We start from the raw sequence: 23093 nt of genomic DNA on the forward strand, positions 1-23093 counted from the left end.
CCGCGCACCCGCTGTAAAACTTCCCCCAAGGGCCTCACGGGGCCCGAACGGGCAACGAAGCCCTCAGCACTAAGGCAGGTGTCGGCCATGAGCACGAGTTCGGCGGAGGATCGTCAGCGGGAGATCGTGCGGGCCGCGCGGCGCACCGGCTCGGTCGATGTCACCGGGCTCGCCGCCGAGCTGGGCGTCGCCAAGGAGACCGTACGGCGGGATCTGCGCCTTCTGGAGGACCACGGCCTGGTCCGCCGCACCCACGGCGGCGCCTATCCCGTGGAGAGCGCCGGTTTCGAGACGACGCTCTCCTTCCGCGCCACCAGCCATGTGCCCGAGAAGCGCAGGATCGCGGCCGCCGCGGCCGAGCTGCTCGGGGACGCCGAGACGGTCTTCGTCGACGAGGGCTTCACCCCGCAGCTCATCGCCGAGGCCCTGCCCCGGGACCGGCCACTGACCGTGGTCACCGCGTCCCTCCCTGTCGCGGGCGCGCTCGCCGAGGCCGAGAACGTCTCGGTCCTGCTGCTCGGCGGCCGGGTCCGGGCCGGCACCCTCGCCACCGTCGACCACTGGACGACGAAGATGCTGGCCGGCTTCGTCATCGACCTCGCCTACATCGGCGCCAACGGCATCTCCCGAGAACACGGTCTGACCACGCCCGACCCCGCCGTCAGCGAGGTCAAGGCGCAGGCGATCCGGGCCTCCCGGCGCACCGTGTTCGCGGGCGTGCACACCAAGTTCGGAGCGGTCAGCTTCTGCCGGTTCGCCGAGATCGGGGCGCTGGAGACGATCGTGACGAGCACCCTGCTGCCCACGGCCGAGGCCCACCGCTATTCCTTGCAGGGCCCCCAGGTCATCCGAGTCTGAAAACCCAACCGACCCACCACAGGGCGAAGCACTGCCCAGACTCATACCATTTCTCCCGATAGATCCCAGGAGCGATCCATGCGAACCCAGAGCCGACGGAGGCCGCGAGCCACGCTCGCCATGGCCGCCGCAGGGACGCTGCTCGCCCCGCTGCTCTCCGGCTGCTGGGTCGGAGCGGGCGGGTCCGGTTCCGGCGGTGACTCCATCAACGTCCTGATGGTGAACAACCCGCAGATGGTGGAACTGCAGAAGCTGACCGCCGCCAACTTCACCAAAGAGACCGGCATCAAGGTCAACTTCACCGTCCTGCCCGAGAACGACGTCCGCGACAAGATCAGCCAGGACTTCGCCAACCAGGCCGGCCAGTACGACGTGGCGACCCTGTCCAACTACGAGATACCGATCTACGCCAAGAACGGCTGGCTGAAGGAGATGGACTCCTACGTCGCCAAGGACCCGGCCTACGACGAGCAGGACGTCCTCAAGCCGATGCGCGAGTCCCTCACCGGCGACGACGGCAAGCTCTACGGCCAGCCCTTCTACGGCGAGTCGTCCTTCCTGATGTACCGCAAGGACGTGTTCGCGGCGAAGGGCCTGACCATGCCCGCGAACCCGACCTGGACGCAGATCGCGGACCTCGCCGCGAAGGTGGACGGGGCCGAGTCCGGCATGAAGGGCATCTGTCTGCGCGGACTGCCCGGCTGGGGCGAGGTCATGGCCCCGCTGACGACCATCGTGAACACCTTCGGCGGCACCTGGTTCGACAAGGACTGGAAGGCGCGGCTCGACTCCCCGGAATGGGAGAAGGCGACGAAGTTCTATGTCGACCTGGTCCGTGAGCACGGCGAGTCCGGCGCCCCCCAGTCCGGCTTCGCCGAGTGCCTCAACAACATGACCCAGGGCAAGGTCGCCATGTGGTACGACGCCACCTCCGCGGCCGGTTCCCTGGAGTCGGCCGACTCCCCGGTCAAGGGCAAGGTCGGCTACGCCCCCGCGCCCGTCGAGGAGACCAAGTCCTCGGGCTGGCTCTACACCTGGGCCTGGGGCATCCAGGACGCGTCCCGCAACCCCGACAAGGCCTGGAAGTTCGTGTCCTGGGCGTCGAGCAAGCAGTACGAGCAGCTGGTCGGCGACAAGATCGGCTGGTCCAATGTGCCCGCCGGCAAGCGCGCGTCGACGTACGAGAACGCCGACTACCGCGCGGAGGCCGCGGCCTTCCAGGAGATGACGAAGGAGGCGATCGAAGGCGCCCAGCCGGGCAACCCCGGCGTACAGCCGCGCCCCGCGCCCGGCATCCAGTTCGTCGGCATCCCCGAGTTCACCGACCTCGGCACCAAGGTCTCGCAGGAGATCAGCGCGGCCATCGCCGGACGCCAGTCCGTCGAGTCGGCCCTGAAGAAGTCCCAGCAGCTCGCCGAGCAGATCTCCGAGGAGTACGAGGGACGATGACCGCAGCGACCACAGCACCGATGGCGACCACGCCGAACCGCAGCCTGCGCGCCCCCTCCAACCGGATGCGCGCCTGGGCCACCCGCGCCCCGCTCCTCCCCGCCCTCGTGTTCATGATCGTGGTGACCCAACTCCCGTTCGTGGCCACGCTGGTGATCTCGTTCTTCGACTGGAACGCCCTCTACCCCGACGCCCGCCACTTCACCGGCGTCGACAACTACCGCCAGGTCCTCACCGACACCGACCTGCGCCACTCGGTGTGGACGACGGTGCTGCTCACAGTGGCGGTGGTACTGGCCAGCCTGGTGCTGGGGCTGCTCCTGGCACTGCTCCTGGACCGGAAGTTCCGGGGCCGGGGCATAGTCCGCACCCTCCTCATCGCCCCCTTCCTGGTGGTCCCGGTGGCGGCGGCCCTGCTCTGGAAGCATGTGCTCTACAACCCTGAATACGGCCTCTTCAATGGGTTGTTGCACTATGTGGGCGGCCCACAGCCGGACTGGATCAGCAACACCCCACTCCTGGCGGTGGAGGCCTCGCTGGTCTGGCAGTGGACGCCGTTCATGATGCTGATCCTGCTGGCGGGCCTGCAGAGCCGCGATCAACAGCAGATGGAAGCGGCGAGGGTGGACGGCGCGAGCGACTGGCAGATCTTCCGCTACCTGACCCTCCCCCACCTGCGCCGCTACCTCGAACTGGGCGCCCTGCTGGGCTCGATCTACATAGTCCAGAACTTCGACGCGGTCTTCACGATCACCTCGGGCGGCCTGGGCACGGCGAACCTCCCCTACACCGTCTACCAGAGCTTCTACCAGGCCCACGAGAACGGCCTCGCCTCGGCCGCCGGCGTCCTGGTGGTCATCGGCTCGATCATCATCGCGACCTTCGCCCTGCGCGTGGTCTCGTCCCTGTTCCGCGAGGAGGTGTCCCGCGCATGAGCGCCAACGCGACACGTGTACGTCCCCGCCGCAACCGGGGAGCCGGCCTGGGCCTGGCAGCCTGGCTGCTCGGCATCGTCTTCTTCCTCCCCATCGCCTGGATGGCGCTGACGTCCTTCCACTCGGAGGAGGACGCCGCGACCAACCCACCGTCCTTCGGCGCCGCCCTCACCCTGGACGGCTACCGGGAGTTCTTCGGCACGGGCGGCGGCGCGACCCCCTGGCCGGCCCTCGCCAACTCGGCGGTGGCGTCGCTGGTCTCGACGCTGCTCGTCCTCCTCCTGGCCTTCCCGGCGGCATACGCCCTCTCGATCCGCCCGGTGAAGAAGTGGACGGACGTCCTGTTCTTCTTCCTGTCGACGAAGATGCTGCCGGTGGTGGCGGGCCTGCTGCCGATCTACCTCTTCGCGAAGAACGCGGGGATGCTCGACAACATCTGGCTGCTGGTCATCCTCTACACCTCGATGAACCTGCCGATCGCGGTGTGGATGATGCAGTCGTTCCTGGCCGAGGTCCCGGTGGCGGTGATCGAGGCGGCGCAGATCGACGGGGCGAGGCTGCCGACGATCCTCGCGCGCGTGGTGGCCCCGATCGCCCTCCCTGGCATCGCGGCAACAGCGCTGATCTGCTTCATCTTCAGCTGGAACGAGCTGCTGTTCGCGAGGGTTCTGACGGGCGTGGTGGCCGAGACGGCCCCCGTCTTCCTGACCGGCTTCATCACCAGTCAGGGCCTGTTCCTGGCGAAGGTGTGCGCCGCGTCGCTCGTGATCTCCCTGCCGGTACTCGCCGCAGGATTCGCCGCCCAGGACAAGCTGGTCCAGGGTCTGTCGTTGGGAGCAGTGAAATGAAGGCCGCCGTCATCGAGTCCGTGGGCAAGGCCACCGTCGCCGAGGTCCCGGATCCGACACCCGGCCCCCGCGAGGTCGTCGTCGAGGTCGCGGCCTGCGGCCTGTGCGGCACGGACCTGCACATCCTCCAGGGCGAGTTCGCACCCAGGCTGCCGATCGTGCCGGGGCACGAGTTCGCGGGCGAGGTGGTCGCGGTGGGCAAGGCGGTCACGGAACTGACGACCGGCGACCGGGTGGCGGTGGACCCGTCCCTGTACTGCTACGAGTGCCGCTACTGCCGTGCCGGCCACAACAACCTCTGCGAACGCTGGGCCGCGATCGGCGTGACGACGGCCGGCGGGGCGGCCCAGTACGCGGTGGCGCCGGTGGCGAACTGCGTACGGCTCCCCGAGCACGTCCGCACCCAGGACGCAGCCCTGGTGGAACCCCTGTCCTGCGCGGTCCGCGGCTACGACGTCCTGCAGTCCCGACTGGGCGCCCACGTCCTGATCTACGGCTCCGGGACGATGGGTCTGATGATGCTGGAGCTCGCGAAGCGCACCGGCGCGGCCAGCGTGGACGTCGTCGACCTGAACGCCGCCCGCCTGGAAACGGCCCGCCGTCTGGGTGTCTCGGGATCCGCCGCGAACGCCGACGAGCTGGACCGGCCGCAGGGCTGGGACGTGGTGATCGACGCGACGGGCAACGCGGCGGCGATCCAGGACGGCCTGGACCGGGTCGCCAAGGCGGGCACGTTCCTCCAGTTCGGCGTCGCCGACTACGCGACCCGCGTGACGATCGACCCGTACCGCATCTACAACCAGGAGATCACGATCACCGGCTCGATGGCGGTGCTGCACAGCTTCGAGCGGGCGGCGGAACTGTTCGCGAACGGGGTCCTGGACCCTGAGATCTTCATCAGCGACCGGATCCCGCTGGAGCGGTATCCGGAGGCGTTGGGGCAGTTCGCGTCGGGGGTGGGGAGGAAGATCGTGGTGGTGCCGTAGGCGTTTCTCGCCCCCGCCGCCCCTACCCGTCCCATCCCTGGGGGCTGCGCCCCCAGACCCCCACTGTCGGCCCTGAACGGGCCTTGTCCTCAAACGCCGGACGGGCTAAAAGAATCCAGCCCAGGCCGGCAAAAATCCAGCCCCTCCGGCGTTTGAGGAGCGGAGGTCCAGGGGGCAGAGCCCCCTGGGGACGGGGTCGAAGGGGCGGCAGCCCCTGGGGATGGGACGGGTAGGGGCGGCGGGGGCGAAAAAGCCCTGTGATCGCACACTGCGCCAAACAGCCCCCGGGTAAGGGAACGGTAAAACGCCATCGCTCGTTCACTGACCATGACAGCTATGACCCCCGGCTCGAACATCCCTCTCTCCGCCGCGAGCGTGACGGTGGACGTCGCCGCCCCGGTGCGGCTCGACGTATCGGGCCTGCTGCTCACCGCCGACGGCAAGGTGCGCTCCGACGACGACTTCATCTTCTACAACCAGCCCACCGGCCCCGGTGTCACCTACCGCTCCGGCGGCGGCACCGCCCCCGACGCGATCATCGTCGACACCGGCACCGTCCCCCCTGGCATCGAGAAGATCATCGTCACGGCAAGCCCGGACGCCACCGGCCAGACCTTCCAGGGCATCGAACCGACAGCCACGATCCGCAACACGGCCGACAACTCGGTCCTGGCCACGTTCACGCCCCCACAGCTCGGCACCGAAACCGCACTGGTGATCGTGGAGATCTACCTGCGCAACGGCGCCTGGAAGGCCCGCGCGGTGGGCCAGGGATACGCCAACGGCCTGGCGGGTATCGCCACGGACTTCGGCGTCTCGGTGGACGAGCCGCCCGCACCCCAGCAGCCGGTCGCCCCGCCCGCACCCATCACGCAGCCGCCGGTCACCCACACCCCGGTCACCCCGCCGCCGCCCCCCGCACCTCCGGCCCCGCCCGCCCCCACCCTCGGCGCGGGAAAGATCAACCTCGACAAGGGCCGGGTCAGCCTCCAGAAGAACCAGACCGTGTCCCTGGTCAAGGGCGGCCGCCCGCTCCTCTCCCAGGTCAAGATGGGCCTCGGCTGGGAGCCTGCGTTCCGCGGCAAGGACATCGACCTGGACGCCTCGGTCATCGCCTACGGTCCGCAGCGCAACCACATCGACAGCTGCTACTTCGGCAAGCTGTCCATCCTCAACGGCGCGATCAAGCACTCCGGCGACAACCTCACCGGCGAGGGCGGGGGCGACGACGAGGTCATCGTGGTCGACCTCGGCCGCATCCCCCAGGAAGCCACCGGCCTGGTCTTCACGGTCAACTCCTTCTCCGGCCAGAAGTTCACCGAGGTCGCCAAGGCCTACTGCCGCCTCCTGGACGCAGCCACCGGCGAGGAACTGGTCCGCTTCGACCTGACCAGCGCCGAACCCCAGACCGGCGTCATCATGGCGAAACTGATCAAGCAGTTCTCCGGCGAGTGGGAGATGACGGCGATGGGCGACTTCGTCAAGTCCCGTACGGTGCGGGGCATGGTGAAGCCGGCAGCCCAAGCGCTATAAGCAGCCGTACGACCGCTGCGGGCGCCCCTTTCGGGGGGCGCCCGGCGTTTCAGTCCCCGGTCAAGGGCCGTAGCCCATCTGTCAGCAGGGACAGATAGCGGCGGATGAACTTCCCCTGGCCGTCCGCCAGTTCGGAAGCCGTGGACACCCCGTGGGCCAGCCGCAGAATCTCGATCGGCTCGATGTCCTGCCGCAGGGTCCCCTCCCGCTGCGCCGCCTCGACCAGCCGCTGCGCCGCCCCCTTCATGGAGCCGGCGCATGCCGTGAGCGCGGCCTGGCTGCCATCGGTGACGGCCGAGCCCAACAGGGCTTTCATGCCGCGCACTTGAATCATGCCGAGGCCGACCCAGTACAGCCACTCGACCAGCGCCTCGCCGGGCGGGAGTTCCTTCGCGATCTCGTCCGCGCGGGACGCGAGCGCCTCGATCCGTTCGACGTAGGCCGCCTCCAGCAGCGCCTGCCGGGTCGGGAAGTGCCGGTACAGCGTGCCCGACCCGACACCCGCGCGCTTGGCGATGTCGTCGAGCGACGCGTTCTCCCCATGCTCGGCGAAGGCCTCCGCCGCCACCTTCAGCAGCCGCTCGTAGTTGCGCCGGGCATCCGCGCGCATGGGTCTGACCTGCGTCATCCAGAAACTCCTTGCGAACCGGGGACCCTCTCCGTATCTTACCGAGTACTAAACGGAGACAGTCCCCGCTTACCTGTGCGGGCAGTCCGTGCTGCCCGCACGCCTCTCACCCGGGGACGCCAGACCGGGAGAACTCCATGTCCACCCCGTCCGCACCGTCCACCACCCCCGATACTCCCTCCGCGCCGCCCGGACCCGCCAGGCTCGGCACCGTCCTCTTCGTGATCGTGACCGCCTATCTGATGGTCGGCGTCGACTCCACCGTCGTCAACGTCGCGCTGCCGGACATCCAGAAGGACCTCGGCTTCAGCCCCACCGGCCTGTCCTGGGTCCTCAACGCCTACACGCTCAGCTTCGGCGGACTGCTCCTGCTGGGCGGCCGGACCGGAGACATCATCGGCCGCCGCCGTACGCTCACGATCGGCGTCCTGCTCTTCGCCCTGTCCTCCCTGCTCGGCGGCCTCGCCACCGACAGCGCCTGGCTGCTCGCGGCCCGCGCGCTCCAGGGCGTGGGCGCCGCGCTCACCGCGCCCAGCACACTCGCGCTGATCACCACCAACTTCCCGGAGGGCCCGCGCCGGCACCACGCCCTCGGCATCTACACCTCCATGGCGGGCATCGGCGCCTCGACAGGCCTGGTCCTCGGCGGGATGCTCACCTCCTGGGCGTCCTGGCGCTGGGCCCTGCTGATCAACGTGCCGATCGGCATCGCCGTGGCCGCCGCCCTCCCCCGCTTCGTCGCCGAGACCCCGCGCCACGCGGGCCAATTCGACGCGGCGGGCGCGCTCACCGGCACCGCTGGGACGACCTCGCTGGTGTACGCGTTCATCCGGGTCTCGTCGGACGGCTGGGGAGACCTCCAGGCACAGCTCGGATTCAGCGCGGCGGTGGCCCTGTTGGCGGGCTTCACCCTCATCGAGTCCCGCGCCGGCCAGCCGATCATGCCGCTGCGCCTGTTCGCCGACCGCAACCGGGCGGGCGGTTACGCGGGCGTCCTGCTGCTGCCGGCGGGCATGTTCGGCGCGTTCTACTTCCTCACCCTGATCAGCCAACGGGTCCTGGACTACAGCCCGTTGCGCGCGGGCTTCGCCTTCCTGCCGATGACCCTGGCGATGTTCACGGTCGTCCGCGTCGTACCCCGGCTGCTGGCCCGCCTCGGCGCCAAACCGGTGCTGCTCACCGGCATGGCCCTGCTCGTCGTATCGGCCACATGGCTGTGGCAACTGCGGCCCGGCGACGGCTACTTGACCGGCCTCCTCGGCCCGCTCCTCCTGATGGGCGTGGGCGTCGGACTCAGCTTCATGCCCCTCAACGCGACGATCCTCGCGGGTATCGAGCCCCACGAGGCGGGAGCGGCGTCCGGCCTCCTCCAGACCCTGCAGTGGCTGGGCGGCACCCTCGGCCTGTCCATCCTGGTCACGGTCTTCGGTACGGCGACCCGGCACGCGACCGGATCGCCGTCCGACATCCTCGTCCACGGCTCGGCCCGCGCGTTCGGCGTCGGCGCGCTGATCGCCCTGACCGCGCTGCTGGTCTCGGCGTTCGTGATAACCGGCAGGAGGACCGGGAAGGCTGCCTAGAACAGCGCGCTGTACGCGTTCAGCGCGGGCTGTCCGCCGAGGTGGGCGTAGAGCACGGTGGAGTCCCGGTCGATCTCGCCACGTGAGACGAGATCGACCATCCCGGCCATCGACTTGCCCTCGTACACGGGATCGGTGACCATGCCCTCGGTGCGGGCGGCGAGGCGCATCGCCTCCAGGGTGGTCTCGTCCGGGATGCCGTAGATCCCGGCGTGGTAGCGGTCGTCCAGTTCGATGTCGTCGACGGTCAACTCCCGCTTGACACCGATGAGCCGGCCGGTCCCCTGCGCGATACGGGCCACCTGCTCGCGGGTCTCGGCGGGCTTCGCCGACGCGTCGATGCCGAGCACGCGCCGCTCGCGCCCGCCCGCCTCCTCGATCGCCTTGAACCCGGCGACCATGCCGGCCTGGGTCGACCCGGTCACCGAGCACACCACCACGGTATCGAAGAAGACGCCCGACTCCCGCTCCTGCTCGGCGACTTCGTGGGCCCAGTTGGCGAAACCGAGGCCGCCGAGCGGGTGGTCGGAGGCGCCGGCCGGGATGGCGTACGGCTTGCCGCCGCTCTCCTCGACCTCCCGCAGCGCCTGCTCCCAGCTCTCCTTGAAGCCGATGCCGAACCCGGCCTTCACCAGCCGTATGTCGGCACCGGCGAGGCGGCTGATCAGGATGTTGCCGACCTTGTCGTACACGGAGTCGGGCCACTCCACCCAACTCTCCTGGATCAGCACGCACTTCAGCCCGGCACGTGCGGCGCAGGCCGCGACCTGACGGGTGTGGTTGGACTGCACCCCGCCGATCGACACGAGCGTGTCGCAGCCCTGCGCGAGGGCGTCGGCGATCAGGTACTCCAGCTTGCGCGTCTTGTTCCCGCCGTACGCGACACCGGAGTTGCAGTCCTCCCGCTTGGCCCAGAGGGAGGCGCCGCCGAGGTGCTTCGTGAGCCGCTCCAGCGGATGCACGGGCGAGGGACCGAAGAGGAGGGGGTAGCGGTCGTACGAGGAAACGGAAGGGGCAAGGGACATGGGTCCTCCCAGGACACGGGTCAGTCGGGGTCGGCGAGGCCTTCGAGTCCCCGCCAGATCTCCGCCGTCACGCGGACCGCTTCGTCCACGTCACCGCCGGCACAGGCGTCGATGAGCCGCTCGTGCAGGCCGGCCGAACGACAGTTGCCGCCCTCGCCGAAGCGGCGGCGCTCCAGCCGGCGGATGAGCGGGGTGTAGCGGGCGACGGTGGCCGCGGCGGCACGGTTGCCGCTGGCGCGGACCAGGACGTCGTGCAGTTCGTCGTCGGCGCGCAGCGCGGCGTCCACGTCTCCGGCGTGCACGGCGGTGGCGAAGCGGTCGTTGGCCGCGCGCATCACGTCCACGTCGGTGTCCCGCAGGAGGGGCACGGCGACCCGGGTGGCCAGCTCGTGCATGGCCCCGACCACGGCCGCGGCGTCCCGCACCTCGGCGGCCACGACCGGGGTCACCCGGGTGTAGCTCTGCGGCTTGCTTTCCAGCAGCCCCTCGTCCACGAGCCGGGCGAAGGCCTCCCGCACGGGCGCCCGGGACAGCCCGAGCCGCTCGGCGAGATCGGCGTCCCGCACCACCGCGCCGGGCTCGATCTCCCCGGCCACGATGGCGTCCCGGATCGCCTCGTAGGCGCGGTCCCTGAGCAGGGTGCGGCGGACGGGTCGTAGGGCTTCCATGAACCGAATAATAGAACTGAAATGTTAGATGTCAATCTCAAGGAAGAGAGCGGGGTCCGCACCGATAGTGCGGTCCGTCATGCCAGAGGGGGGCAGATGGAACAGAGGGACCAGCCGTCACCGGAGGCGCGGGCGGAACACCTTCGGTGAACTGTCGTCGTTAACCGACGTCGAGGAGGTCGCCTCGGCGATCGTCGGCCTCATGAGCAACTTGTTCAGCGACTACGAACCGAGGGACGAGGGCGGGCGGCGGGTCGTCTTCGAGTTTGGGGCGAGCCTTCTGCGCGGTGGCTCGGGCGACGCCGAGATGGACGAGATACTCCGGGAGAAGTACCTGTCCTTCGACGACCGGCCGCTCGCGGAGTGGCACGCGGAGGCGGACTTCGACGCGATCGCCGCGCTGGCGCGAACGCTGATGGACTCACGGGAACGCCCCGAGACACAGATCGTCCAACCGGCCGGCCTGGAACTGCTCGTCCGTGACGAGACACAGCATGAGGTGCTGCGCGCCCCAGAAGGCACAGTCATGGTGTACGAGGTGCCGACGCCGAAGGGAACGTGCACGGTCACGGTCGGTCCACCCTCGCTCCCCCTACTGCTGCGGCTCGCGCTGAGGCGCTCCGGGATGGAGCGTCTGTCGGTGTTCGACCGTCAGCGGACGCTCGCTCACCTCATCGAGCAGGAGCGGCGCAAGGGGCTGACCGAAGGCGCCGTCGCCCCGATCTCGGCGCAGCGGCTGCTCGGCGTGACGGCCGAGCCCCGGCTGTGCTCATTGCGGCTCGACGGCCCGCCCGGCATCGACCTCGCCGAACTGGAGCAGGTGGCGACGGCATTCCGGGTGCGGCTGGCCTACGAGAGCGACGTGGTGCTCGTACCGGTACTCGACGTAAACCGCCTCGACGGGTCGTCCCAGCCTCGGCTGATCCGCCAACTGCCGCTGAGGGCAGAGGAGTTCGTGGAGGCGATCGGTCAGGGCACGGCGACCGGATTCACGGGCGACCGACTGCTGGGCCCGGCGCCCGAGGTCCAGGAAGAGCTGTCCCAGCGCTATCTCCGGGCCATCTCGGCGACCGATCCCTTCGCGGCCTTCATGGGCTATTACCAGGTGCTGGAGTACAGCATGGAGGAGGAGTGGTTCCAGGCACTGCGCCGACGGGTCGAAGCCGCGGGCGGCGTGCTGGAGCGCCCCGCGGACAGCATCCGCAAGGCCGCCAAACCGGCCGCCAGCGTCCTCGGCGAGCGCACCGAGGATCTCGCCCTCACTGAGGTCCGAGGCCTGAAGGCGGTGTTGGACAGGCATCTCGACATCGGTGCGCTCGGCGCCGACCTGGACCGGTATGTCCTGGGCGCGGCCGATCACTTCGCCACCGGCACGGTTCCCTTCGCCCAGGTGCCGCACCTGGACTTGGGCCGTGCCGGTGACCCGGCCGGGCAGGCGGTTCTCAGGGAGCGCGCCGCAGAGCGCATTTACCAGATCCGGTGCGCGATCACGCACAGCAAGGAGTCCGGCGACCGGTACAGCCCGTACACCGACGAGCCCGCCCTGGGGCGCGAGGTGCCGCTCGTCAGGATCGCCGCGGAACATCTGCTCTTCCCCACCGACGAGCGGCTGGGACCCGGTCGGTGACGGTCAGCGTCGCTGCCGCTTCCAGGGCCCAGTGATCGCCAGCATGATGCCGGGCGTCTGGATGTTGGCGTAGAGCGTCTTTCCGTCGGGCGAGAAGGTGACGCCGGTGAACTCGCTGTACTCGGGCGCGTCCGCGGTGCCCTGGTTCAGTTCGTTGCGGGCGATCGGGTAGGTGCGGCCGCTGTCGGTCGCGCCGAAGAGGTGCTGGATGCCCTCGCCGTCCTCGGCGATGACGAGGCCGCCGTAGGGGGAGACGGTGATGTTGTCGGGGCCGTCGAAGGCGCCGTCGACGGAGGGGTCGGGGTTGACGCCGATGAGGACCTTCAGCGTCAGGGTGCGGCGCTTGGGGTCGTAGAACCAGACCGCGCCATCGTGCTGCGCGCCGGGGCTCTCGGTGCGGGCGTACGAGGAGACGACGTACGTGCCGCCGTCGCCCCACCACATGCCCTCCAGCTTGCGGGCGCGGGTGACCTGGCCGGTGGTGAACTGCTTGCGGACGGAGGTGGTCTTCGCGTCGCGGTCCGGCACGTCCACCCAGTCGACGCCGTACACCGTGCCGATCTTGGTGGCGCGGGAGAGGTCGTCGACGAACTGGCCTCCGGAGTCGAAGCACTTGAAGGCCTGCAGGACGCCCGCGTCGTCGGCGAGGGTGCGCAGCTTGCCGCGGCCGTGGTGGAAGTCCTCCGGCGGGGTCCAGCGGTAGAGCAGGCCGTTGGGGTTGGACGCGTCCTCGGTGAGGTAGAGGTGGCCGCGCTTGGGGTCGACTACGACGGCCTCGTGGGCGTAGCGGCCGAGTGCCTTGATGGGCTTGGGGTTCTTGTTGGCGCGGCGGTCCTCGGGGTCGACCTCGAAGACGTAGCCGTGGTCCTTGGTGAAGCCGTTGGTGCCGGTCTTGTCCTCGGTCTCCTCGCAGGTGAGCCAGGTGCCCCAAGGGGTGTTGCCGCCGGCGCAGTTGGTGGCGGTGCCCGCGATGCCGACCCACTCGGCGACGTGGCCGCCGGGGCGGACCTCGACGACCGTGCAGCCGCCGGCCGCGGCCGGGTCGTAGACCAGGCCGTCGATGAGCGGCACCGGGTGGGGCCAGTTGGCGCGGGGGCCGGCCAGCTCGTGGTTGTTGACCAGGAGGGTCGCGCCGCGGGGGCCGTCGAAGGTGGACGTGCCGTCGTGGTTGGACGGGGTGAACTCGCCGGACTCCAGCCTGGTCTTGCCGCTGTAGGTGATGACGCGGTACTTGAACCCGGCGGGCAGCGCGAGGATGCCGTCGGGGTCGGGGATCAGCGGTCCGTAGCCGACTCCGCCGTTTCCGCCGAGCGCTTCGACCTCGTCCTCGGCGGTCTCGGTGTCCGTTGACGCGAGGGCGTTCGGGGCGGTGGCCAGGACGCCGGCGCTGCCCGCCAGCGCGACACCGGCACCGGTGATCGCGGATTTTCTGGCGAAGTCCCTGCGGGTGAGCGACATGGTGTCTCCTGTGACGGTGGGTGTGCCGTGGAGGGTGGCGGACCTCGGTTCGGCGCCACGGTCCCGCCCACGACTGAACGGGAGTTGAACACCACGCGACTTCACCGGACCCGCTTCCGTGAATCCGCCCCCTCTCCATAAAGAAGGTCAACGAGTAACAGATCATCAGCAGTATCGTGATTCACGGAGGAAAGCCTTAAGATCCGCCATACCGGACATTGGGTGGCCGACTTCAACCCCCTTGCTGCGACCGCGCCTTGAAGGCCGCCTTCCTGGCTTCCTTCGCGATCTTCTTGTCCGGATGCAGCCGCCCCATCGCCTCCAGCACATCCGCGGTCGCCGGGTGCTCCACCCGCCACGCCGCCGCGAAGAATCCGCCGTGCTGCTGCGCCAACCCCTCGACGAGGGCCTGGAGTTCGTCCGAGTTGCCCTCGGCGGCGAGCTGGGCGGCGACCGTGTCGACGGTCAGCCAGAAGACCATCTCCTGCGAGGGCACCGGCACATCGGCCGCCCCGTGCTCGCTCAGCCAGACCCGGGCGAGCCCGCCCAACTCGGCGTCGTCGAGCACCTCGCGCAGCGCCGGTTCGGCCTCGCCGCCGACCAGGGACAGCGCCTGCTGGCAGCGCAGCCGGCGCAGAGGCGCACCGGTGTCCCCGCCACGGGCCGCCGCCAGCAACTCCCTTGCCGCGTCAAGGGGCTGACGGCGCGCCAGCCACTGCTCGGTCTCGGCCTGGGCGGCGGCCGGCGGGAATCCCGACGTCCCGTCGAGCAGCGCGTCCGCCCCCTTGTCCGCGAGGTCGCCGACCGCGGGCGCCTCCAACCCGGCCTCCAGGAGCCGCGCCCGCAGCCCGTAGATGCCGAGCGGGGTGAGGCGCACCATGCCGTAGCGGGAGACGTCGGTCTCGTCGATCGGCGCGGTGACGTCCTCGCCGGAGTCGTCGAGGTCGGCCATGAGCGCCTCGTCCACCGGCTGGTAGGCCACGAGGCCGATCGGCTCCAGCATCCGGAACTGGTCGTCCAGCCGCATCATCGCGTCGGACACCTGCTCCAGCACGTCGTTGGTGGGCTCCCCCATGTCGCGGGGCACGAGCATCGAGGCGGCCAGCGCGGGCAGCGGGACCGTGCCGTCGCCGGAGCTGTCCTCGCCCGCCGTCAGCAGGTAGAGGTTGCCCAGGACTCCGTCGAGGAAGGTCGCCTCCGCCTCCGGGTCCCAGTCGAGGGACGAGAAGTCGATCTCGCCGCCCTGGTCCATCGCGTCGGCCAGGTCGTCGAGGTCGGGCACGCCCGCGTCGGCGACCACGGTCTCCAGCGCGCCGAGCCACACCGCGAGCACGTCGTGCGGCGAACCGGTGGTGAGCAACGAGAGGTCCTCGCCTGCCGCGACGGTCCCTTCGTCCTCGTCGACGACCTCGACGAGCCCGGTGTCGACGGCGACCCGCCAGGCCTCGCTCGCGTAGGCGGCGGCCTCGTCCCCGCTCAGCCCGAGCACCTCGGCGGCGTCCGCCAGCTGCTCCTCGATCAGCCCGCCCCCGGCGTCGACCCGGGTGTCAGGACCGGCCCAGCGGGCGAGCAGGGCCGCCCGCGACAGCAGGGGCGTGGCGAGCGCGTCCCTCGCCAGCTCCGCTTCGGAGTGCAGCCGCACCGGCGGCAGTGGGGAGCTGTCTGACATCGGTTGGTTCTCCTCGGGCGCCTCGAAGGCCGTACGACCACCTGGACGCCGTACGACAGCCCTCGGGCCACCGTACGGCTCAGCCGCTCAGCCTAGACGGATATCCACCCATGCCGCCCGGTTCATCTCCCCGCAGGGGGCTGTACATGGCCGAAACCTTGACAACTGGCCTGGCCAGGCACGAGATTGACGCGCGTAGACACTCATGGGTAGCTCCTGCCTCCCGCACAGGTGGTCCTCACCCGGAGGTCTACGCGCGTCGCCACCGCCCCACCGGTTGCGTTCCACACTTTGTTCCACCCGTTCACCCTCGTCCCGGCACTCATGCATGTCCCCGGAGGGATCCCGTTGCCGAGCAAGTCTTCCGCGCGCCTCGCCGCGCTCACCGTCGCCGCCGTTTGTTCCGCGGCCTCCGCCGTGGTGCTGACCACGCCCGCGCACGCCGACACGGTGCGCATTCATGACATCCAGGGCACCACCCGGATATCCCCGCTCGCGGGCACGGCGGTCACGGATGTGGCCGGAATCGTCACGGGTGTGCGGACCTACGGTTCCCGCGGTTTCTGGATCCAGGACCCGAACCCGGACGCCGACCCGGCCACCAGCGAGGGCGTGTTCGTCTTCACCAGCTCCACGCCGAAGGTCGCCGTCGGCGACTCGGTCCTGGTCTCGGGCACGGTCACGGAGTACGTCCCGGGCGGCGCCTCGACCGGCAACCAGGCGGTCACAGAGATCACCAAGCCGGTGATCACCGTGGTCTCCAGCGGCAACACGGTCCCGGCCGCCACGGTCGTGGACGCCAAGTCGGTGCCCGCCGCCTACACCCCGGCCGGCGACACGGCCGCGAGCGGCTCGATCAACGGTCTGACGCTGGAGCCGGCGAGGTACGCCCTGGACCACTACGAGTCCCTTGAGGGCATGAACGTCCAGGTCGCCGACGCCCGCGTGGTCACCGCCACCGACCCGTACACCGAGCTGTGGGTGACGGTGAAGCCGCGCGAGAACGCCAACCGGCGCGGCGGCACGGTCTACGGCTCGTACACCTCGCAGAACACCGGACGCCTGCAGATCCAGTCGCTCGCCGCGGTCGCCGACTTCCCGACCGCGAACGTCGGCGATACCCTGACGGGCACCACCGCGGGCCCGCTGGACTACAACCAGTACGGCGGCTACACCCTGGTGGCCACCCAGCTCGGCACGCTCAAGAGCGGCGGCCTGGAGCGGGAGACGACCCGCAAGCAGTCCCGGAGCGAGCTCGCGGTGGCGACGTACAACGTCGAGAACCTCGACCCGTCGGACGCCACGTTCGAGGAGCACGCCGCCGCGATCGTGAACAATCTGCAGTCGCCGGACATCGTGTCCCTGGAGGAGATCCAGGACAACAACGGCACGACGAACGACGGCACGGTCGCCGCCGACGTGACGGTGCAGAAGCTGATCGACGCGATCGTCGCGGCGGGCGGCCCGGCGTACGACTGGCGCTCGATCGACCCGACCAACAACACCGACGGCGGCGAGCCGGGCGGCAACATCCGCCAGGTGTTCCTGTTCAACCCGGAGCGGGTCTCCTTCACCGACCGCGCGGGCGGCGACGCCACCACTGCGGTCGGTGTCACGAAGGTCAACGGCAAGGCCCAGCTGACCGCTTCGCCCGGCCGTATCGACCCGGCCAACGCGGCCTGGACGACCAGCCGCAAGCCGCTGGCCGGCGAGTTCGTCTTCCGCGGCAAGACGGTCTTCGTGATCGCCAACCACTTCAACTCCAAGGGTGGTGACCAGGGTCTGACCTCGCAGTACCAGCCGGTGGTGCGCAGCTCGGAGACCCAGCGTCACCTCCAGGCGACGGCGGTGAACACCTTCGTCAAGGAGCTCCTCGCCGCGCAGAAGAACGCGGACGTCATCACGCTCGGCGATATCAACGACTTCGAGTTCTCCGACACCACGAAGATCCTCGAAGGCGACGGCGAGCTGTTCTCGGCGATCAAGTCGCTGCCGAAGAGCGAGCGTTACACCTACGACTATCAGGGCAACCAGCAGGTTCTGGACCAGATCCTGATCAGCCCGTCGATCCGCAAGAGCTGCGACTTCGACTACGACAGCGTGCACGTCAACTCGGAGTTCAACGACCAGATCAGCGACCACGACCCGCAGGTGCTGCGGTTCCGCCCGTAACTCGGGCCGCACAGGGGCTGGTTGAACAGGCCGCTCAGCCGAACACCGCGTTCAGCCAGCCCTGCCAGGCGGTTTCGCACTCCTTGATGTCGGTGCCGGGTGTGAAGTCGTGCAGGGAGATGCCGACCGGGTAACCCCAGTGGTTGCGCCCGAAGACACGGGTGAGGCCCCGGTCCGTGCGCAGCCCGATGAAGTACGGGTTGCGGAAGTCGACCACGGCGTCGAACTCGTCGGGCCCTGTGACCGTCACCCGCGTTCCCACGGCCACGTCCTCCCCGACACCGAGCGCCCGCCCTACGACGGCGAGGGCGTCCGGGGCCTTCGAGGCGTCGGGCCCGTCGAAGGTGGCGAAGGCGGCCGGCCGGGGCGCGAAGTGAGTGAGGTACTCGCGCAGGGTGTGCAGGTAGAAGTCGGTGTGCTTGGCGGCGCCGTCGTACTGGTTGTCCCAGTCGTCGACGAAGACGCCGCTGTGCACGTACCGTACCCAGGCCCGTCGGCCGTCGTCGCGGGGTTCGACGGTGTAGTCGAGCTGGTTGAGGGTCTGCTCGGAGATCCCCTCGACGTCCTCGACACGGTTGATGTAGCGGTGCGGCGGGTCCCAGGCGGTGACCGTGGACCCGAAGGGCCCCTTGCCGCCGACCCGGGGCTCGGGCGGCTCCATCGGCCACAGATACCCGCCGGTCCCGGTGGTGATCGCCTCCCACACCTCCTCGGGTGTGGCATCGACCTCGAACTCGCGGGCGATCTCGAATTCCTTGGACATGGTGGAACTCCTGACTAGTCCTGCTCGATTTCCTGGGGAGTGGGCTTGAGCGTGGGATGGACGGCCACGACGATCCGGTGGTCCCGACCGCCCTCGGCGTCCGGGGCGTCGTACTTGCGGATCAGCGCGCTCACCCCGGCCGTCAACTCCTGGATGAACGCGGCTCGTTCGGCGGCCGAGGCAAAGCGCAGCTCACCGTCGAGCGCGTAAGTCGCCAGCCCCTTGCGGGCCTTGGTCGCGCCGGTGATCAACGAGCCGACGTCCCGCACCAGTCGGGCGCCGAGCGCCAGCAGCCAGCGTGCGGACAGCTGGTCGCGGAAGCGGTCCGGGTCCGGCTGCACGGAGGCGAGCGCGAGCGGCGAGATGACGTACGACGCGGCGGTCGCGCGCATCAGCCGCTCGGTGACATTGCCCTTGCGCCGCTCCCCCGCCAGCTCGACCAGACCATGCCGCTCCAGCGCCTTGAGGTGGTAGTTCACCTTCTGCCGGGGAAGCCCGACCCGGCCGGCCAGCATGGCGGCCGACGCCGGCCCGGCCGCCAGCTCGGCGAGCAGCCGGGCCCTGGTCGGGTCCAGGGAGACGGCGGCGGCCTCGGGGTCCTCGATCACGGTCACGTCCAACATGACTCCACGATCCCACCGAACAATTTATTTGTCCAGGAGGCTGGAGTTTTCGGTGAGTGGACGGACGGCTGCCACTCGGGGACGAGAGCAGGGGAGGCGCTACGAAGCCCCTTGGCACCGCCTCCGGCGCCCGTTGCGCCGGTGTCGCAGCAACCCGGCCGCTACGACCACGCCCGCGGCGCCCGCGACCAGCGCCGGTCCGGGGTGTCGCCTCCCGACGTCGCCCGCCTGCCCGGCGCTGCTGCGCAGTTGTACGGTCATCGCGCCGGCCTTGTCCCTGAGGTCCGCCGCCCGGGCCTGCGCCCGCCCCTTCATGTCGGCCTTGGCCGCCAACCCCGCGACGGCGTCACCGAGTTGCGTCTTGATCTCCTCGAACTGCCGCCGCAGCTCATCGGGCCCCTTGACCCCGCTGCTCCTCGTATCCGCCATCGGTGTGCCCCTTCCCGGTCGAGGACACCCGGGTACCCGGCCCGACCTCGGCTATCCCTGGGGGCCGCCGCCGGTTCCGTGCTCGCCGAGGCGGGCCAGCTGGGTCTGGAACCAGTCGAGCCGGGCCTGCAACAGGGCTGCCTCCGCGACGAGTTCGGGCACGCCGAGCCCGTCGGCCACCGGCGCCACCCCAGCCCCTGCGGCACCGCCCGCCACCACTCGCAGCCTGTCTCCGGCCAGCCGGGCGAATCCGGCGAGCGACACCGTCGTACGGCCGCGGACGCAGCCCGCGCAGGAGGCGGCCAGGCCGCGCCAGCCGGGCCGGCCCCAGCCGGCGTCGGCGAGGGCCACCGCCGTCGCGCCGCACGCGCATGGCCCGACGGTCGCCGTGCGCACCCGCTGGCGGGCATAGCGGAAACCGAGCTCGAAGCGGATGTAGGCGCCGAGGACGGAGACTTCGAGCAGGACGGCCGCCCGGTGCTCGGCCGTGCAGAGCAGCCCCTCGGCTGTCGTACGGTCGTGGACGCAGTGGAAGCCGCAGTCGCAGCGGCGGTGCGGTGCCCGGTGCCGCAGGCCGTAGACACAGTGGGCGTCGTCCAGGACTCCGTACGGCAGCGCGCCGCCCAGCGACACACCGGTGAACCCGGCCCGGGTGCCGTCCTGGGACAGCACCGGGTGGGCGATCTTGTATCCGGTCGGCGGCTCCGTCGGGCGTTCCTCGGGAAGCCGCAGCCTCATCGGGCCGCCGGAACCTCTTCGGGGGCCTTCAGTTCCTTGATCTCTTCAGGGAGTTCGAGTCCGGGTTCTTCCTCATGGACCTGCGGCTGTTCTTCCGCGACTCCGGTGGCCAGTGCCTTGCCGAGCTTCATGACGCCTCCCATGACCAGGGGTCGATGACCGTCCCGGCCATGGTGACCCATGAGGGGCCGAATTGGACATAGGGCCTGCCGCACGCCGAGAGCCCCACTTCTCACTACTGCTTATCAATATCCTGAAGGAGAATTAAGTGGAGCTTCACGATCGCCCTGCCGAGACTGTCCCCCATGACGTACTCCGGTCCTTCCGCCCCGCCCTTCGGCCGCGCCCTCTGCGCGATGATCACCCCCTTCACCGAGGAGGGCGCGCTCGACGTCGACGGCGCGCAGCTGCTCGCCGACCGGCTGGTGTCGGAGGGCTGCGACGGACTGGTGCTGTCCGGTACGACGGGCGAGTCGCCGACCACGACGGACGCCGAGAAGTCGGCGCTCGTCCGAGCCGTGCGCGAGGTGGTCGGGGAGCGGGCGTCGATCGTGGCGGGCGTGGGCACCTTCGACACCCGGCACACCGTCGAACTGGCCCTGGAGGCCGAAAAGGCGGGCGCGGACGGCGTATTGGTGGTCACGCCGTACTACAGCAAGCCCCCGCAGGACGCCCTGGAGGCACACTTCCGGGAGATCGCGGACGCGTCCGGCCTGCCGATGGCCCTGTACGACATCCCGGGCCGCACCGGCACCCGCATCGAACCGGACACGATCATCCGTCTCGCCGAACACCCCAGGATCGTCGCGGTGAAGGACTGCGCCTACGACTTCCTCGGCACCCAAAAGGTCCTGTCCCGCACGGAGTTGGCGTACTACGCGGGCTGCGACGAGCACATCCTCGCGCTGTACGCGGTGGGCGCCGCCGGCTACATCAGCACGGTCGCCAACGTCGTCCCGTCCCAACTCAGGTCGATCCTGGACGCGTTCGAGGCGGGCGACACCCCCGTGTCCGCCCGCCTCCAGCAACGCGCCACGCCACTCATCGAGTTGATGATGTCGGCGGGCCTGCCCGGCACCGTCACCGCGAAGGCGATCCTCAACGAGCTGGGCCTGCCCGCGGGCCCGGTCCGGTCACCGCTGCTGCCCGCCGACCGGGATGCGGTCGAGGGGCTGCGGGCGGCGTACGGGGCGCTCACCGCGAGCTGATCAGCGGCGGGCGAAGATGGGCTCCCACTCCTCCTGCTCGATGGTCTTGCTGGTCGGCTCACGGACGCCGCTCAGCGGTACGACCTTGTCGCTGCCGATCGTGACCAGCACGAGCTGGGGCCGGTACTCCTCCTCCAGGCTCGTGACCCGCTCCCAGCCGATGAGGTGCGTGTCGTCGACCCAGGCGACCAACTGGCCGCTGCGGACCTTGGTGATCTCCTTGCCCGTAAGGGGGTCACGGATGGACGAGTAGCCCTTGCCGGGGTTGCCGGCGACCTCTTTCGTCAGACCGAGGGCGGCGAGCTTGCCGTTCGGGGAAAGGCGTGCGAGGACGTCCGCCCGCAGGTACTTCTCATTCGCGGGCGCGGCGACCTTGTCGCCCTTGAGGTCGTAGAACTGCTGCATACCGTCCCGGCTGCCGCTGACGTGCGCGTACACCTGGTCCCCGGTGCGGCTGAAAGCGAAGTCCTGGCGGGGGTTGAAGCTGCGGTCAGGTGCGACCGGGCTCCAGGAGCCCTCGCCGGAGGCTACGCCCAGATCGTAGAAGCCGGACCGGCTGGAGCCGCCGAACCCGCCCCACATCCACTCCTCCTGGCCGTCCTGGTTGATCACCTTCTCCTTGACGCGCAGATCGGGGTTCTCGTCGTAGGTCGTCGCGACGATCCTGCTGCCGTCGTACGAGAACGCGAGCGCGCCGACCCCCTGCTCGACCGGGACCCACCGCTCGACCTCCCCCGTCGCGAGGTCGAGCAGGCCGATCCGGTGAGCGGGCAGGTTCCGCTCCAGCACGGCAGCGGTCTTCAGTCCGGGGGCAACGGCGACGAAGGACCATCGGGTGTCCTTCTCGTATGTTCCGGTCTTCTCGTCCAGCAGCCAGTAAGTGCGCGCGGAGACGGCCCGCTTGTCGGTCTGCGGCTGGATCTCCGCCGTGTAGTACGCGGCCAGCACCGCGTCCCCGGCCCCGATCATGTCGCGCGGCGGCGATTGGTCTGGGTGAGCGTGGATGCCGTCCTGGTTCAGGACGTTCGCGGGACGTACGTCGTGCTTGCCGGAGTCCAGCAGCGGCACCCCGACGGCGATCGCGACCACGGCGGCGGTGGCCGCGGCGACGGACGCGAACGTGCGGGTACGGCGGCGTCGGCGGGCGGTGAGCACCCGGTCGGCGAACCCCGGTCCCGCCGGGGCCTGTTCGGCGGCCTGCTCCCGCAGGGAGTCACGCACGAGATCGTCGACGTTCACGGACGCACCTCCACGGGCGAGTAGTCACGGGACGGCGCCGGCGGGGTCACGTCCTGGGATGGCCCGAGGGCGGCGAGTTCGGGCGCGAGGGTGCGCAGACGGGCGAGGGAGCGGTGGGTGGTGGAGCGCACGGTGCCGACGGAGCAGCCCAGCAGACGCGCCACGTCGGCCTCGGGCAGGTCCTCGAAGTAGCGCAGCACGAGCACGGTGCGCTGGCGGGCGGTGAGCCGGGACAGTGCCGCGCGCATCACGACGCGCAGTTCGGCGGCGGAGACACCGTCGGCGGCACCCGTCTCGGGCGGCTCGGCGACACTGACCTCGCGGCGGGGCCACTTCAGCCGCCAGCGACTGACCTGCTGCCGGTAGAGAACCCGCCGTACATACGCCTCGGGCTCATCGATCCGCTGCCACCGCCCGGCCGCCTTGACCAGCGCACTCTGCAACAGATCCTCACCGGCGTGCCGATCCCCACCACTGAGCAGCACGGCCGTCTTCAACAACGCCGACGACCGACTGTCCACGAACTCCCGGAAACTCTCCAGCCCTTCGGCATCCATCGTCACCTTCTCTTCCCCGACGGCACCTGTGCACCGCCCCTGTGCCCCTTGTGACGCGCGCGCCCGCACCCTGCTATGCCTCACTCCGGGGAGAAAATTC

22 protein-coding genes are annotated in these 23093 nt (G+C 69.9%); 10 read left to right on the forward strand and 12 right to left on the reverse strand.

The annotated features are described in order from the left end of the window. The first annotated feature begins 87 nt into the window (after positions 1–87). The 6 genes from AC5DRG_RS12925 to AC5DRG_RS12950 all read left to right on the forward strand — a co-directional run bounded on the left by AC5DRG_RS12925 (position 88) and on the right by AC5DRG_RS12950 (position 6609). Positions 88–858, forward strand: a complete 771-nt coding sequence (locus tag AC5DRG_RS12925) for a DeoR/GlpR family DNA-binding transcription regulator (RefSeq protein WP_491810347.1) — start codon at positions 88–90, stop codon at positions 856–858. A 78-nt stretch (positions 859–936) separates the two neighbouring features. Then, the gene (locus AC5DRG_RS12930; protein WP_491810349.1) at positions 937–2307 is read left to right on the forward strand and encodes an ABC transporter substrate-binding protein; all 1371 of its coding nucleotides are present in this window, start codon (positions 937–939) and stop codon (positions 2305–2307) included. Further along, the gene (locus AC5DRG_RS12935; RefSeq protein ID WP_491810351.1) at positions 2304–3242 is read left to right on the forward strand and encodes a carbohydrate ABC transporter permease; all 939 of its coding nucleotides are present in this window, start codon (positions 2304–2306) and stop codon (positions 3240–3242) included. Before AC5DRG_RS12930 ends, AC5DRG_RS12935 begins: the two co-directional genes overlap by 4 nt. Further along, positions 3239–4090, forward strand: coding sequence for a carbohydrate ABC transporter permease (locus tag AC5DRG_RS12940; protein WP_491810353.1), 852 nt, complete (start codon positions 3239–3241; stop codon positions 4088–4090). The genes AC5DRG_RS12935 and AC5DRG_RS12940 overlap by 4 nt, the downstream gene beginning before the upstream one ends. Continuing rightward, positions 4087–5076, forward strand: coding sequence for a zinc-dependent alcohol dehydrogenase family protein (locus AC5DRG_RS12945; protein WP_491810355.1), 990 nt, complete (start codon positions 4087–4089; stop codon positions 5074–5076). Before AC5DRG_RS12940 ends, AC5DRG_RS12945 begins: the two co-directional genes overlap by 4 nt. A 336-nt stretch (positions 5077–5412) precedes the next feature. Next, the gene (locus AC5DRG_RS12950; protein WP_491810357.1) at positions 5413–6609 is read left to right on the forward strand and encodes a TerD family protein; all 1197 of its coding nucleotides are present in this window, start codon (positions 5413–5415) and stop codon (positions 6607–6609) included. Positions 6610–6658: 49 nt separating this feature from the next. On the opposite strand, the gene AC5DRG_RS12955 is transcribed toward AC5DRG_RS12950, so the two are convergent. Next, positions 6659–7237 (reverse strand): TetR/AcrR family transcriptional regulator, encoded by a 579-nt coding sequence (locus AC5DRG_RS12955; protein WP_491810359.1) that lies wholly within the window; start codon positions 7235–7237, stop codon positions 6659–6661. 137 nt (positions 7238–7374) lie between these two features. Here AC5DRG_RS12955 and AC5DRG_RS12960 point away from each other — a divergent pair, with 137 nt between their 5' ends. After that, positions 7375–8817 carry an MFS transporter gene (locus AC5DRG_RS12960; protein ID WP_491810360.1) on the forward strand — a complete coding sequence of 481 codons (1443 nt, stop codon included), beginning with the start codon at positions 7375–7377 and terminating at the stop codon, positions 8815–8817. Here the strand turns inward: AC5DRG_RS12960 and AC5DRG_RS12965 are convergent. Both AC5DRG_RS12965 and AC5DRG_RS12970 read right to left on the reverse strand, forming a co-directional pair. Beyond that, positions 8814–9842 (reverse strand): 1-aminocyclopropane-1-carboxylate deaminase, encoded by a 1029-nt coding sequence (locus AC5DRG_RS12965; RefSeq protein ID WP_491810362.1) that lies wholly within the window; start codon positions 9840–9842, stop codon positions 8814–8816. The genes AC5DRG_RS12960 and AC5DRG_RS12965 overlap by 4 nt on opposite strands. A gap of 20 nt (positions 9843–9862) precedes the next feature. Beyond that, entirely contained in the window at positions 9863–10510 is a 648-nt protein-coding gene (locus AC5DRG_RS12970; RefSeq protein WP_491810364.1) for a GntR family transcriptional regulator, read from the reverse strand. Positions 10511–10712: 202 nt separating this feature from the next. Here AC5DRG_RS12970 and AC5DRG_RS12975 point away from each other — a divergent pair, with 202 nt between their 5' ends. Further along, on the forward strand, positions 10713–12137 hold the full coding sequence (locus AC5DRG_RS12975; RefSeq protein ID WP_491810366.1) for a hypothetical protein: 1425 nt from the start codon (positions 10713–10715) through the stop codon (positions 12135–12137). 3 nt (positions 12138–12140) lie between these two features. Here the strand turns inward: AC5DRG_RS12975 and AC5DRG_RS12980 are convergent, their stop codons facing one another. Further along, positions 12141–13595 carry an alkaline phosphatase PhoX gene (locus AC5DRG_RS12980; protein WP_491810368.1) on the reverse strand — a complete coding sequence of 485 codons (1455 nt, stop codon included), beginning with the start codon at positions 13593–13595 and terminating at the stop codon, positions 12141–12143. Between the two features lie 232 nt (positions 13596–13827). Beyond that, positions 13828–15264: a hypothetical protein gene (locus tag AC5DRG_RS12985; RefSeq protein ID WP_491810370.1), complete on the reverse strand. Its 1437-nt coding sequence runs from the start codon at positions 15262–15264 to the stop codon at positions 13828–13830. A 348-nt stretch (positions 15265–15612) separates the two neighbouring features. Here AC5DRG_RS12985 and AC5DRG_RS12990 point away from each other — a divergent pair, with 348 nt between their 5' ends. Further along, positions 15613–17436, forward strand: coding sequence for a DUF8508 domain-containing protein (locus AC5DRG_RS12990; protein WP_491810372.1), 1824 nt, complete (start codon positions 15613–15615; stop codon positions 17434–17436). Positions 17437–17470: 34 nt separating this feature from the next. Here AC5DRG_RS12990 and AC5DRG_RS12995 read toward each other — a convergent pair whose 3' ends face one another. The 5 genes from AC5DRG_RS12995 to AC5DRG_RS13015 form a co-directional block, all read right to left on the reverse strand. Next, positions 17471–18199, reverse strand: coding sequence for an SRPBCC family protein (locus AC5DRG_RS12995; protein WP_491810374.1), 729 nt, complete (start codon positions 18197–18199; stop codon positions 17471–17473). A 14-nt stretch (positions 18200–18213) separates the two neighbouring features. Then, complete coding sequence (locus AC5DRG_RS13000; protein ID WP_491810375.1) at positions 18214–18822, reverse strand: ArsR/SmtB family transcription factor; 609 nt, start codon at positions 18820–18822, stop codon at positions 18214–18216. A 99-nt stretch (positions 18823–18921) separates the two neighbouring features. After that, complete coding sequence (locus AC5DRG_RS13005) at positions 18922–19251, reverse strand: DUF3618 domain-containing protein (RefSeq protein WP_491810377.1); 330 nt, start codon at positions 19249–19251, stop codon at positions 18922–18924. A gap of 51 nt (positions 19252–19302) precedes the next feature. Further along, positions 19303–19989 carry a hypothetical protein gene (locus AC5DRG_RS13010; protein WP_491810379.1) on the reverse strand — a complete coding sequence of 229 codons (687 nt, stop codon included), beginning with the start codon at positions 19987–19989 and terminating at the stop codon, positions 19303–19305. Next, positions 19986–20120 carry a hypothetical protein gene (locus AC5DRG_RS13015; RefSeq protein WP_491810381.1) on the reverse strand — a complete coding sequence of 45 codons (135 nt, stop codon included), beginning with the start codon at positions 20118–20120 and terminating at the stop codon, positions 19986–19988. Before AC5DRG_RS13015 ends, AC5DRG_RS13010 begins: the two co-directional genes overlap by 4 nt. Positions 20121–20294: 174 nt before the next feature. Here AC5DRG_RS13015 and dapA point away from each other — a divergent pair, with 174 nt between their 5' ends. After that, on the forward strand, positions 20295–21197 hold the full coding sequence (gene dapA / locus AC5DRG_RS13020) for a 4-hydroxy-tetrahydrodipicolinate synthase (RefSeq protein ID WP_491810382.1): 903 nt from the start codon (positions 20295–20297) through the stop codon (positions 21195–21197). On the opposite strand, the gene AC5DRG_RS13025 is transcribed toward dapA, so the two are convergent. Both AC5DRG_RS13025 and AC5DRG_RS13030 read right to left on the reverse strand, forming a co-directional pair. Continuing rightward, the gene (locus AC5DRG_RS13025) at positions 21198–22436 is read right to left on the reverse strand and encodes a WD40 repeat domain-containing protein (RefSeq protein WP_491810384.1); all 1239 of its coding nucleotides are present in this window, start codon (positions 22434–22436) and stop codon (positions 21198–21200) included. Beyond that, complete coding sequence (locus AC5DRG_RS13030) at positions 22433–22993, reverse strand: SigE family RNA polymerase sigma factor (RefSeq protein WP_491810385.1); 561 nt, start codon at positions 22991–22993, stop codon at positions 22433–22435. Before AC5DRG_RS13030 ends, AC5DRG_RS13025 begins: the two co-directional genes overlap by 4 nt. Between the last annotated feature and the right edge of the window lie 100 nt (positions 22994–23093).

It is taken from the genome of Streptomyces sp. JLBG701 (genome assembly GCF_058544905.1).

Bases quoted from the DNA above. Each gene is read 5' to 3' on its own strand.
- AC5DRG_RS12950 (WP_491810357.1), top strand. From the start codon at position 5,413: ATGACCCCCGGCTCGAACATCCCTCTCTCCGCCGCGAGCGTGACGGTG.
- AC5DRG_RS13015 (WP_491810381.1), bottom strand. From the start codon at position 20,120: ATGAAGCTCGGCAAGGCACTGGCCACCGGAGTCGCGGAAGAACAGCCG.
- AC5DRG_RS12935 (WP_491810351.1), top strand. From the start codon at position 2,304: ATGACCGCAGCGACCACAGCACCGATGGCGACCACGCCGAACCGCAGC.
- AC5DRG_RS12975 (WP_491810366.1), top strand. From the start codon at position 10,713: ATGAGCAACTTGTTCAGCGACTACGAACCGAGGGACGAGGGCGGGCGG.
- AC5DRG_RS12945 (WP_491810355.1), top strand. From the start codon at position 4,087: ATGAAGGCCGCCGTCATCGAGTCCGTGGGCAAGGCCACCGTCGCCGAG.
- AC5DRG_RS13005 (WP_491810377.1), bottom strand. From the start codon at position 19,251: ATGGCGGATACGAGGAGCAGCGGGGTCAAGGGGCCCGATGAGCTGCGG.
- AC5DRG_RS12925 (WP_491810347.1), top strand. From the start codon at position 88: ATGAGCACGAGTTCGGCGGAGGATCGTCAGCGGGAGATCGTGCGGGCC.
- AC5DRG_RS13000 (WP_491810375.1), bottom strand. From the start codon at position 18,822: ATGTTGGACGTGACCGTGATCGAGGACCCCGAGGCCGCCGCCGTCTCC.
- dapA (WP_491810382.1), top strand. From the start codon at position 20,295: ATGACGTACTCCGGTCCTTCCGCCCCGCCCTTCGGCCGCGCCCTCTGC.
- AC5DRG_RS12930 (WP_491810349.1), top strand. From the start codon at position 937: ATGCGAACCCAGAGCCGACGGAGGCCGCGAGCCACGCTCGCCATGGCC.
- AC5DRG_RS12955 (WP_491810359.1), bottom strand. From the start codon at position 7,237: ATGACGCAGGTCAGACCCATGCGCGCGGATGCCCGGCGCAACTACGAG.
- AC5DRG_RS13030 (WP_491810385.1), bottom strand. From the start codon at position 22,993: ATGGATGCCGAAGGGCTGGAGAGTTTCCGGGAGTTCGTGGACAGTCGG.
- AC5DRG_RS12985 (WP_491810370.1), bottom strand. From the start codon at position 15,264: ATGTCAGACAGCTCCCCACTGCCGCCGGTGCGGCTGCACTCCGAAGCG.
- AC5DRG_RS12995 (WP_491810374.1), bottom strand. From the start codon at position 18,199: ATGTCCAAGGAATTCGAGATCGCCCGCGAGTTCGAGGTCGATGCCACA.
- AC5DRG_RS12970 (WP_491810364.1), bottom strand. From the start codon at position 10,510: ATGGAAGCCCTACGACCCGTCCGCCGCACCCTGCTCAGGGACCGCGCC.
- AC5DRG_RS12940 (WP_491810353.1), top strand. From the start codon at position 3,239: ATGAGCGCCAACGCGACACGTGTACGTCCCCGCCGCAACCGGGGAGCC.
- AC5DRG_RS12965 (WP_491810362.1), bottom strand. From the start codon at position 9,842: ATGTCCCTTGCCCCTTCCGTTTCCTCGTACGACCGCTACCCCCTCCTC.
- AC5DRG_RS13010 (WP_491810379.1), bottom strand. From the start codon at position 19,989: ATGAGGCTGCGGCTTCCCGAGGAACGCCCGACGGAGCCGCCGACCGGA.
- AC5DRG_RS12960 (WP_491810360.1), top strand. From the start codon at position 7,375: ATGTCCACCCCGTCCGCACCGTCCACCACCCCCGATACTCCCTCCGCG.
- AC5DRG_RS12980 (WP_491810368.1), bottom strand. From the start codon at position 13,595: ATGTCGCTCACCCGCAGGGACTTCGCCAGAAAATCCGCGATCACCGGT.